Annotated in this window: 11 protein-coding genes; 2 read left to right on the forward strand and 9 right to left on the reverse strand. The window is 36.1% G+C overall.

Annotated features, from left to right (window positions below):
* Together parE and NST91_RS15075 are read right to left on the reverse strand one after the other, a co-directional pair.
* Positions 1–1,983, reverse strand: coding sequence for a DNA topoisomerase IV subunit B (gene parE, locus NST91_RS15070; RefSeq protein WP_180271614.1), 1,983 nt, complete (start codon positions 1,981–1,983; stop codon positions 1–3).
* A gap of 229 nt (positions 1,984–2,212) precedes the next feature.
* Positions 2,213–2,626, reverse strand: coding sequence for a CoA-binding protein (locus NST91_RS15075; RefSeq protein ID WP_341331810.1), 414 nt, complete (start codon positions 2,624–2,626; stop codon positions 2,213–2,215).
* A 280-nt stretch (positions 2,627–2,906) separates the two neighbouring features.
* Between NST91_RS15075 and plsY the strand changes: the two genes are divergently transcribed.
* Positions 2,907–3,518: a glycerol-3-phosphate 1-O-acyltransferase PlsY gene (plsY, locus tag NST91_RS15080; RefSeq protein ID WP_341331811.1), complete on the forward strand. Its 612-nt coding sequence runs from the start codon at positions 2,907–2,909 to the stop codon at positions 3,516–3,518.
* Positions 3,519–3,585: 67 nt separating this feature from the next.
* Here the strand turns inward: plsY and NST91_RS15085 are convergent, their stop codons facing one another.
* Complete coding sequence (locus tag NST91_RS15085; RefSeq protein ID WP_341331812.1) at positions 3,586–5,370, reverse strand: S9 family peptidase; 1,785 nt, start codon at positions 5,368–5,370, stop codon at positions 3,586–3,588.
* 192 nt (positions 5,371–5,562) lie between these two features.
* On the opposite strand from NST91_RS15085, the gene NST91_RS15090 reads away from it, so the two are divergent.
* Positions 5,563–6,756 (forward strand): CapA family protein, encoded by a 1,194-nt coding sequence (locus NST91_RS15090; RefSeq protein ID WP_341331813.1) that lies wholly within the window; start codon positions 5,563–5,565, stop codon positions 6,754–6,756.
* A 30-nt stretch (positions 6,757–6,786) separates the two neighbouring features.
* Here NST91_RS15090 and NST91_RS15095 read toward each other — a convergent pair whose 3' ends face one another.
* The 6 genes from NST91_RS15095 to NST91_RS15120 form a co-directional block, all read right to left on the reverse strand.
* Entirely contained in the window at positions 6,787–7,212 is a 426-nt protein-coding gene (locus NST91_RS15095) for an acyl-CoA thioesterase (protein ID WP_341331814.1), read from the reverse strand.
* A gap of 134 nt (positions 7,213–7,346) precedes the next feature.
* Positions 7,347–7,580, reverse strand: coding sequence for a small acid-soluble spore protein Tlp (tlp, locus tag NST91_RS15100; protein ID WP_341331815.1), 234 nt, complete (start codon positions 7,578–7,580; stop codon positions 7,347–7,349).
* A gap of 98 nt (positions 7,581–7,678) precedes the next feature.
* On the reverse strand, positions 7,679–9,490 hold the full coding sequence (locus NST91_RS15105) for an IS1182 family transposase (RefSeq protein WP_341330442.1): 1,812 nt from the start codon (positions 9,488–9,490) through the stop codon (positions 7,679–7,681).
* Between the two features lie 354 nt (positions 9,491–9,844).
* Positions 9,845–9,982, reverse strand: coding sequence for an acid-soluble spore protein N (locus NST91_RS15110; protein ID WP_010282192.1), 138 nt, complete (start codon positions 9,980–9,982; stop codon positions 9,845–9,847).
* Positions 9,983–10,082: 100 nt separating this feature from the next.
* Positions 10,083–10,214: an FbpB family small basic protein gene (locus NST91_RS15115; RefSeq protein ID WP_341331816.1), complete on the reverse strand. Its 132-nt coding sequence runs from the start codon at positions 10,212–10,214 to the stop codon at positions 10,083–10,085.
* A 159-nt stretch (positions 10,215–10,373) separates the two neighbouring features.
* Positions 10,374–10,898, reverse strand: a complete 525-nt coding sequence (locus NST91_RS15120; RefSeq protein ID WP_341331817.1) for a TlpA family protein disulfide reductase — start codon at positions 10,896–10,898, stop codon at positions 10,374–10,376.
* Positions 10,899–11,030 lie beyond the last annotated feature (132 nt).

Consider the following 11,030-nt stretch of genomic DNA (forward strand, 5'->3'; position numbering starts at 1 on the left):
TTACTCCCCTTCTACGACCGATAAATTTTCATTGTCCAAAATATTCGAATCATCTTCAAGACCAAAGGCAACATTTGATTCAATCCACTTACGGCGCGGTTCAACTTTATCGCCCATTAGTGTTGTTACTCTTCGTTCAGCCCTTGCTACGTCATCGATACGGACTCGAATTAGCGTTCTCGTTTCAGGGTTCATTGTTGTATCCCAAAGTTGGTCGGCATTCATTTCTCCTAAACCTTTATAGCGTTGAATCATATACCCTTTTCCGACTTTAGCGATGGCATGCTTTAATTCATTATCATTCCATGCATACTCAATGACTTCTTTCTTACCTGTTCCTTTACTTACCTTATAAAGCGGTGGTAACGCAATATATATCTTACCCGCTTCAATTAATGGCTTCATATATCGATAAAAGAAGGTTAAAAGCAGTACTTGAATATGTGCACCATCGGTATCTGCGTCTGTCATGATAACAATCTTATCATAATTGATATCAGCAATAGTAAAATCAGCTCCAACGCCACCGCCAATTGTATGAATGATTGTATTGATCTCTTCATTTTTAAAGATATCGGCAAGTTTTGCTTTTTCTGTATTAATAACTTTACCTCTTAACGGAAGAACTGCTTGGAAACGACGGTCACGTCCTTGTTTGGCAGACCCTCCAGCAGAATCCCCTTCGACAAGATAAAGTTCATTTTTATCGGGATTTTTAGACTGGGCAGGAGTTAGTTTACCACTTAATAACGCTTCTGATTTCTTTCGTTTCTTTCCGCTTCTTGCTTCTTCTCTTGCTTTTCTTGCTGCTTCTCTTGCTTGAGCAGCTTTTACCGATTTTTTAACAAGAAGGGTACTTACATCTGGATTTTCCTCAAGAAAGTAAGCGAGGTTTTCGGAAACAACTGAATCGACAGCTGAGCGTGCTTCACTGGTTCCAAGCTTTCCTTTTGTTTGTCCTTCAAATTGCAATAATTCTTCAGGAATACGAACGGATACAATAGCCGTTAATCCCTCGCGAATATCAGAACCATCAAGATTTTTATCTTTTTCTTTTAATTGGCCTGTTTTACGAGCATATTCATTAAAAGCACGGGTCAAGGCTGTTTTTGATCCAACTTCATGTGTACCTCCATCCTTTGTTCTTACGTTATTTACAAAGGATAAGATATTCTCTGAATAACCATCATTAAATTGAAACGCAAAATCTACCTCAATTCGGTTCTGAACCCCTTCAAAAGAAACGACAGGATGTAGTACATCCTTTTCCTCATTCAAGTATTCTACGAACGCTTCAATCCCATTTTCATAATGATAAACCTCATGGAAATCATTTCGGTCATCAAAGATCTCAATCTTTAGCCCTTTTAATAAAAAGGCGGATTCTCTTAAGCGCTCACTCAATGTTTCAAAATTAAATGTAGTCGTACTAAAAATCGTAGGGTCCGGCTTAAAATGGATCGTGGTACCCGATTGATTTGTTTTTCCGATATTCTCAAGGGTAGTAGCAGGTTTGCCACCATTTTCAAAGCGCTGTTCATATACGAATCCATTACGCTTAATCGTGACTGTAAGCCATTCAGACAATGCATTAACAACCGATGCTCCAACCCCATGGAGACCTCCACTTGCTTTATACCCACCTTGTCCAAATTTACCGCCTGCATGTAGCACAGTAAAAATAACCTCAGGTGTTGGTTTACCCATTTTATGCATGCCAGTTGGCATTCCACGTCCTTTATCCTGGACACTTAAACTATTGTCTTTATGGATTCTAACAATGATGTGATTCCCATAACCTGATAGGGCTTCGTCGACCGAGTTGTCTACAATTTCATAAACGAGGTGGTGAAGTCCTTTACTATCAGTGCTTCCAATATACATACCAGGTCTCTTTCTAACGGCTTCAAGGCCTTCTAATACCTGTATTGCATCATCATTGTAGTCAAATTGTTGCTTAGCCAAAAAACATACCCCTTTCATATACAAAACACTTGGGTTTTTAACTTTTAACCCAAGTACATAGCTAATAAATAGCCTCTCTCTATATAAGTAGTATCACTAATTTAGTTGTTTCTTACTTAACAGAACAAACGTTTTGTTTTTTAATGCCTCACCTTTTATTTTATATCTTTATCGAAATTTCGCAAACCGTTTCTCGCGAAAAGGATAAAATCCTTGTATAAGAACAAGGATTTTATCTCATGGTTTGTTATTTTGTCAAAGCATGTTCAACCTTTATACAACGATCCATTACCACAGTAATCCCACGTTCCTTCAAATAGTTGTATGCTTCTTCACTAACACATCCAAGCTGCGACCAAAACACATCCGCATCAATATCATCAAATTCTTTCGCAACATCCATTAAATATTCCGATCTTCGAAAAACATTAACAATATCAATATGTCCTTCGATATCTTTTATTGATTTAACGGCTTTTACACCTAATGCTTCGTCAATAGTTGGATTTACAGGTATGATTTCATACCCAGCATCCTGCATAGCCTTACTTACCATATTGGAAGTTCTTTCAAGATTATCAGATAAACCAACAACAGCAATCCGTTTACTTTTCTTTAAAATGTTACCGAGTTCAGCACGAGTCGGAATTTCCAATGACATTTTATTGGGTCCTCCCTTTATATATTCTAACAGATGATATCTCTCATAGTATTTCGGTCCCAAGCCTAGATATTCCTGCATTTATTTTGATATTCAACGTATTTGAATATTTCTGCATCGTTTTTCAATATTTTTTGTCGAAATTAAAAGAAAAAATCATTGTAAGTAAAAATATCTTGTATAATGAGAATACTTGTACAAGCATGGTATTATTTAGAAAGAATGATACAATGTGTCAAGAAGCAATTATCTTTATTATTTTATTAAAGGAGTTAAGAGTATGGTACTAAATATTATTATTATACTCCTTGCTTATCTTCTTGGTTCGATTCCTTCTGGATTAATCGTTGGGAAGATTGGCTATGGTATAGACATTCGGGAGCATGGTAGCGGAAATTTAGGTGGGACAAATACGTTTCGGACACTTGGGAAAAAGGCAGGCTTAATCGTTACAAGTGCAGACATTTTAAAAGGGACATTAGCAACTCTACTTCCCGCTCTATTTTTGAATGGGTCCTTTCCAGATTATTTTCCATTATTAGTTGGAATGGTGGCTGTTGTAGGTCATATGTACCCAATTTTTGCAGGTTTTAAAGGTGGAAAAGCAGTCGCAACCTCTGGCGGGGTACTGTTGGGTTATAACCCAATCCTTTTTATTACAACTTTACTTTGCTTTTTTATCTTCTTAAAATTGACGAAAATGGTTTCACTATCTTCAATGCTAGTTTCCATTTATTGCGTGTCTTTCAGTATTGTTTATAGTATTTTTATTAAAACTGATTACCCGCTTATCATTGTAGTCTCATTACTTGCCGTTTTCGTGTTTTATCGCCACCGAGCAAACATCGCACGAATTAAGAATAAAACAGAACCGAAAATTAAATGGCTATAAACCGAGTTTATGTCCATAAATAGGAAATTTGACGTGTGACCTTTCGAAAGTCACACGTCTTTCTTTTTTAAATAAATCGATCAAAAAACTCTAGTATTTTTCGATTTACTTTGATTTCATTTTCTTTTTTCGAGAATCCATGCCCTTCATCTTCAAGAACCAAATATTCAACTTCCCTACCTTTATCTTGCAATGCCTCTACGATTTTATCAGATTCCGCTTTTACAACACGTGGGTCGTTGGCCCCTTGGATAACTAACATTGGTTTTACCATGCCATCTAAATGGGTAATTGGTGAAAACTCTATTAACTTCTCACGATCTTTCACCGGATCGCCAACCCATTGGTTCATAACAGGCTTCCAGTGCTCTGGAACCGAATTAATAAATGAGAACAAATCACTCGGTCCAAAGATGTCAATGACAGCTTTAAAGTATTCTTGGTGTTTACCATGTAGCAAGAGTGCCATATACCCACCATAGCTACCACCTAACAGAAGTATTTTTTCACGGTCTGCGTATCCGTTCGTAATTAACCATTCAAGTCCTTCGATATTATCAAGACGAGGACCATGTCCCCAGTCGCCCTCTACCATTTTCGCAAATTTCAAGCCGTATCCTGTGGAACCTCGGAAGTTCGGCGCAAAAATACTATAACCCTGATTCACTAGAAATTGAAACATCGCCCTAAATGACTTTCGTTCTGCTGCCTGTGGTCCTCCATGAGGCCATAAAATGACATGTCCATTTGAAACATCTTTATTTGCCTTAAACAATAACGCCTCAATCTCTAACCCATCAAAAGAAGGATATGTGATTACATCAGGCTGAACAAGTTCTTCCTCTTTAACTCCAGGAACTCCATAGTTCGTAATGGCTTCCCACATATTTTCAGTAGCACTACGCTTATAGATGTTAAGCGGATTTGTAGCAGAACGCCCTAGGACATACAGGTTGTTATTTTCTGATACAATTAGCTTTTCAATTACGGATGAAGGCGTATTATACTTTTCTACTTCTCCTGTTTCAATATGATATTTATAGAGAAAATCCTCAACACCTTTTTCACTCACAATGTAGATTGTTTGAGATTGTTTGTTATATTGAATTGATTTCATTTCTTCCTTTTCAAATGAAGCAACTTTAGAAAATGTGTTTGTTGTCACATCATATTTAGCAAGATATGAAAAATCATCATTATAATCCGTTAATAGGTAAATCGTACTATCTGATGTAAATAGAACATCAGACACAGTGTGCTGTTGCTCTGTCTCTGGTGTTAAGCGTACTTCGGTGCCATCTTTATGTAAAAAAGCTAAGGAATATGTATTGGCAAAATGCTTTAAATAGATTTGACTACTTTCATCTGGACTAAGCGCTAACAAGTAGGTCGCTGCATCTTTTCCCACGTTCATAACCAATTCTTCTTCTGTTTCGAGGTTATAGCAATATGAATTCAAACACATTGCATTATCCTTTGTTGAAGTATAGTATAATTCCTTCCCATCCTTAGACAGGAGTGCAATCATATGTCTCTGCCCTTCCTGAATTCGTATAGGCTTTAATTCTCCACCCTGCGGCTGAATAGCATATAACTGTGTATTTTCATCGCCATCTTTATCAAAGCCCGCAATTAAAAATTGACCATTTTTATCATAAGTAAGCTCTTGACAGCTTTGATCATTAAAAGTCAATGGATATGGAAATTGATTAGGCAGGTCGATTCCCCAAAGATTATATTTTCCACTTAAGTTTGTACTAAATACTACCTGTTTTTCATCGGGACTAATCGTAAAATTCTGTATCCCAAAGGTTTTAAAAAATTGTTCTACATCTGGCTTTTGAAATTTCATCCTTAAACACCTACTTCATTAGATTTCAATCCACATGCAAATAATTCGACAGTTTTCTAAAATCTCCTGCCGATTTATTTCGAAAGATGAAATACCTTTCAAATCATTGACAATATTCGATAAATTTCTAACATTTTTTCATAGTTTTGTATTATAGTAGAATTATCATACTCTGGTAAGGAGCAATGTTATATGAGACGAAGCAGAAAGAAAAAAAGGACACTATTTAACACCAAATATCTCATTAGTACAATGATTTTATTACTTATTCCATTGGGCATTTATTTCACTCTAAATAATGTTAAAGCAAATACAAAAACAGAGGCTTACATTGCTCAAAATCATGAATTCAAAAAGACTGAGCAGAATTTCAAACCGTTTACAACATCAATGACACTATCAGCGATTGGCGACATTTTAATTCATTCCACCGTATATAATGATGCAAAAACTGACAATGGATATGATTTCAAACCAATGATTGCAAATGTGAAGCACTTACTTGAAAACGCAGACATTACGATTGCTAATCAAGAAACAATTGTTGGTGGAACTGAAATCGGATTATCTACTTATCCGAGTTTTAACAGCCCCTATGATGTAGCTGATGCATTTAAGGATGCTGGTGTAGATATTGTAACTATTGCGAACAACCATACCCTCGACCGTGGTGAAAAGGCAATTATTAGTGCTACAAATTATTTAAACAAAATTGGAATGGAATATACAGGAGGGTACCAGAGTCCTGAAGATAAAAGTAGAATTAGGGTATTAAATCAAAATAGAATTAACATTGCATTTCTTTCCTACACTTATGGGACAAATGGGATACCTGTCCCTAAGGGAAAAGATCACCTTGTTAACTTAATTGACATGGAACTCATAAAAAAAGATATAAAAGCAGCAAAAGAGATAGCGGATGTCGTGTCAGTAAGTATGCATTGGGGAAATGAGTATCAATTACTTCCGAATGACCATCAAAAACAATTAGCACAACAACTTGCAGATGAAGGTGTTGACCTCATTATTGGTCATCATCCTCACGTCTTACAACCGATGGATTGGTTAACGGGTAAGGATGGAAATCAAACCTTCGTTATTTACTCATTAGGTAATTTCTTATCTGGACAGATGTGGGATTATAAAGATATTGGTGGGGTTTTAAAAGTTGAAATTATAAAAGAAGTAAAATCAAAAGATGAATCCATCATTCGTATTCAAAACCCACAATTTACACCAACATTTATATCAAACAGGCATAACAAAAACTTTAAGGTAGTACCTCTCGAAAATGCCGACACCTTCGGATTAAGTAATGCTTCAAGTAAATACGATGAAATGACCCGCCATATGAATCAATGGCTTAACCAAGAGAGCAGTAACTAATAAAACAAGGCACTTAAATGCCTTGTTTTTCTATTCAACTTTCTTTTTTGCATCTTCATATGCCTTATGCCATTCAGGGTAATGTTTTCTAATCGAAATTGGACGAAATGAATCTTTTTTAACACAAACATGTGAAGATGTAGCATTTACGGAAACTTCTCCATCTGGGCGTACAATTTCATAGCCATATATGACTCTTAGACCATCATACTGTTCAACCCACGTCTTCACTAAAGCTGTTTCACCATATCGTAATGGTTTTTTATAGGAAACCTGTAGATCAATTACAGGAGAAATAATGCCGTCGCTCTCCATTGCTGCATAGCTAAAACCTAAATCTTTAATTAATTGTGTTCTACCTAGTTCCATCCAAACTAAATAATTGGCATGATAAACAACACCCATTTGGTCTGTTTCTGCATAACGTACTTCGACTTCTTTTTTTGAAATGAGCAATTCTAACCTCTCCCTATTGAGTTCTAAAGATGCTTTACATATATAGTAACATAAGTTGGAAAAGCCCTAAAAATGATTTCATTAGAAATTACAAAAATAGAGTATGCCATATAAGGTGGCATACTCTACAAGTTTTACTTATAACCATTTTCGCGAGCGGCAGCTTCGTCCTTTATTTCTTCGCGCATTGCAGCTATAGATTCTTCACGGCGTTCGTTCTTGGCCTCGATTCTCTGGCGCTCTTCTTCATTTGAAAATTGCATTGCATCATGTGACTCCTCGATATTCTCAATCGTGTTTTGGACCATGTCTTGTAGTCTTTCTACATTATCACTTCTATCATCTGGTTTAGCTTTGTTGTGCGTCATATCTTATTCCTCCTATGTATTAGAAATACATCTCTATTTTGCTTCAGTTATGATCATTTTATTTCTGGAAAAAAAATAAAGGGGCTGTCCCATAAGTCCTAAAAAATAAGGCAAGGGAGAAAAACGAGTCGTTTTTCTCCCTTGCCTTTTCGAGTTGTTCGATTTTTCTCTGAAAGTAGCTGGCGGATGCCTGCTACTTTCAGTATGTTGTGGGCTAATGCCACAATCCCAAACTCGACATTCACTTTGTTGAGTCCCCTCAATGAAAATCTGCGGAACGACCGATTGCCCTTGATGTGACCGAACACACTTTCTACTTCTACTTTACGTTGAGCGTAGATAGCGGTCTTTTCTTCACATTCAAGGGCTGCTTTGGCCTTTGCTTTCATTTCTTCAAAAATTGTATTCCAATGAACTTGTCGATTGCCTTTTGCTTTAGTGCATTGTGCTTTAAGAGGGCAATCTGTACAATCCTCACATTCATATATTTTGAAGCTTTGCTCATAGCCAGACTGATTCTTTTTGTTTTGATATTTTTTAAATGTTACATTCATTCCATTCGGGCAAATAAAACAGTCATCTTCTTCAACATAGGTCCAGTTTTTCGCATTTTTAATGTCTTTCTTGTATTTGCGTGTTTGTTCCTGTACATAGCTCCCATAAGGAATAAGAAACTCAAATCGTTGCTCTTTCTCTTCCCCAACGCTATAGACATAATTCTCTTCACTACCATATCCTGCATCTGCACTCACTACTTTAGGCATGGGCAGAGAAGAAGCTGCCAGTTTCTCCATATGAGGGATAAAACAGCGTGTATCTGTAGGTCGTTGATGGATTGTATAATACAAAATAAACTGATTCTCTGTTCCCATTTGTACATTATACCCTGGCTTAAGTTGTCCGTTTTTCATATGATCTTCTTTCATTCGCATAAAGGTGGCATCTTTGTCAGTTTTCGAATAGCTATTCCGATCACCGAACGTTTCATTTTGTTCCTTATATTTAGTCATGCGAGGTATGAAATCCTCACGGATTTGTTTGATTGATTTCTTTAATTGACTACGTTCTTGTCTTTTTTCTTTTCGAATTTCTTTATCCGTTTCATTTTCAATTACCTCTGTTAGCGCATCAACCTTTACCTCTAATTCCTCCGCAACTTCTATTAATTCTTGTTCGGTAATTTCTTGTTCTTGATCGGTTGATAGTTGTTCAGGTTGAGTTTCTGATTGTGTTAGTTTATGGATATGCTGAAGTGTTTCTTTAATTTTTTCTTTTAACTTCTCTTCGAATTTTGAAGTGGCCCGTTTCCATACAAAACTATACTTGTTGGCATTGGCTTCAATCTTGGTGCCATCCAAAAAGTAATTTTCGAATGATATGTAGTTCTCTTCAATCAATTTGCGAATCATAGCTTCAAATAGTTCATCCATTAAATCTTTCATCCGTCCACCGCGGAACTCATTAATAGTACGAAAATCTGGTTGTTGCATCGCTGTCAACCACATAGCTGGGATATTTTCCTCTGTTAATTTGGCGATTCCACGGCAGGAATAAACCTTTTGGGAATAGCCAAAAAGAATAATTTTAAGCATCAATTTAGGATGGTAGGGACTCCTGCCACCACCTACATAGTACGAAAATAGTTTTTCATCAGGGATTGACTCAACCATTTCGTCTACTACACGAGCTTCGTGATGTTCTGAAATAAGAGATTCAATATCATAAATCATATGAACTTGACGATTATTGTAGGGTTTGAAAGTAGGGGCTAACTTACGAGGGTTAGGCTCTTTTGGTTTATTGCTTTTCTGGGTTTCAGTGTTTTGACATACTTGTTTCTCTTCTTCACACTCTGGAAATAAAGACATCTCCATGTTATAATTATCTTTAGTAATCAATTGATTGCTCATAAAGAATCATCCTTTCAGTAATGTTGTGTCATAACTTCATTTTACTAAAAAGGATGATTTTTTTGTGTGTTTTTTTAGAAAATTTTAATACTAATATTACTGAATAATGAAACCTTGTTGATTGGAGCGGAAGGTACGAGACTCCTGCGGGAAAAGCGTGGCCAGGGGAGACCCCGCAGGAGCTTGCGACGAGGAGGCTCCCGGACCGCCCGCGGAAAGCGAGTAACCTGCAGCGGAAATCAACAACCCTTTTATAAGTAATATCCAAAAACAAAAAACGAGGGGCTATCCTCAAAAGTCATTTTTCAATGACTTTTCGGACAACCCCTTTACACGTGTGTGCTAATGGTAGCATTATTCACCTTTAGTTTGCATAACCTGAGCATGCTTTCCTGATGTATCCTGCATTTTTTTCCCTTTATTTCCACCAAATCCACGTGGTTGTGTACCTATTTGGTTATTTTTAAATTGGTTATGATAATTTTTCGGCATTTTATTTACCCCTCCTCCTTTACATTATCACCCGGAAAGGGCTTTCTCATGTAAAAAGAAGAGTGGATCCTCTATCCAAATAAAAGATTTGATGGGAAATTTACTCAGCTTTTTCTAATCTTTTTTGCTCAAGTCTCGCCTCAATACGCTCCATTGCTTCTTGGTCTTTCAATAATTGCTGTTTGTTTTCATTAACCAAATCTGCAAAAGAAATCTTTCTAACTTTTCTCAATATTCTCACCTTCCTCTATCTACCATTGTAATAGTAATAATCTCCAAAAAACGATTAAATTATTACAAATTTTCGAAAATTTATTTAAAAATTAGAAAGAAGTGCATTTTTACTAAAAAAGGCATAAAAAAAAGAACCAAATCAAGTTGGTTCTCATCTTCACTTTAATTTTTCTACTTTAGCTTCTAACATTTCTAGGTCCATCTGTCCTTTGATGAAATCATTAATCGTTCCATCGGAGTTAATGAAAAAAGTTTCAGGTAATCCTAATACCTTATAATCACTACTTGCTTGATTTTTTGGATCAACTAAGAGTGGAAATGTATAACCTTTTCCTTCAACAAATTCATGTGCGTTTTCTGCCTTTACTTCAGATGCTGTCATGTTGACTGCAAGCACTTCAATGTCATCACTTTTCGTTTCATAAAACTCCTGAATCTCAGGCATTTCCTCACGACATGGTTTACACCATGATGCCCAAAAATTAACAACAACTTTCTTTCCTTTTAGATCCGATAAACGAATTGTTTCATTTTCATCATTTAATAGCTGAAGTTCAAAATCTGGGGCCATATTACCAATTTCAATACCGGTTATCCCTCTTTTTTTATCTTCTACAAAATCAAAAACTGCATATCCGATAAGGCCAATAAGAATAAGTGGAATAATAATTTTTTTAACCATTTGTATCCTCCGTAAAAAATAAGCAATATCAAAGGTTTTCCCTATTATCATTATAACAATTTACCCATGTAAAAGGACAATATTAAAAGGCAGTTTTGTGAAATCCACAAAACTGCCTTAGATATAAAGGTC

It is taken from the genome of Ferdinandcohnia sp. FSL W7-1320 (genome assembly GCF_038050315.1).
Taxonomy (GTDB): domain Bacteria; phylum Bacillota; class Bacilli; order Bacillales; family Bacillaceae_L; genus Ferdinandcohnia; species Ferdinandcohnia aciditolerans.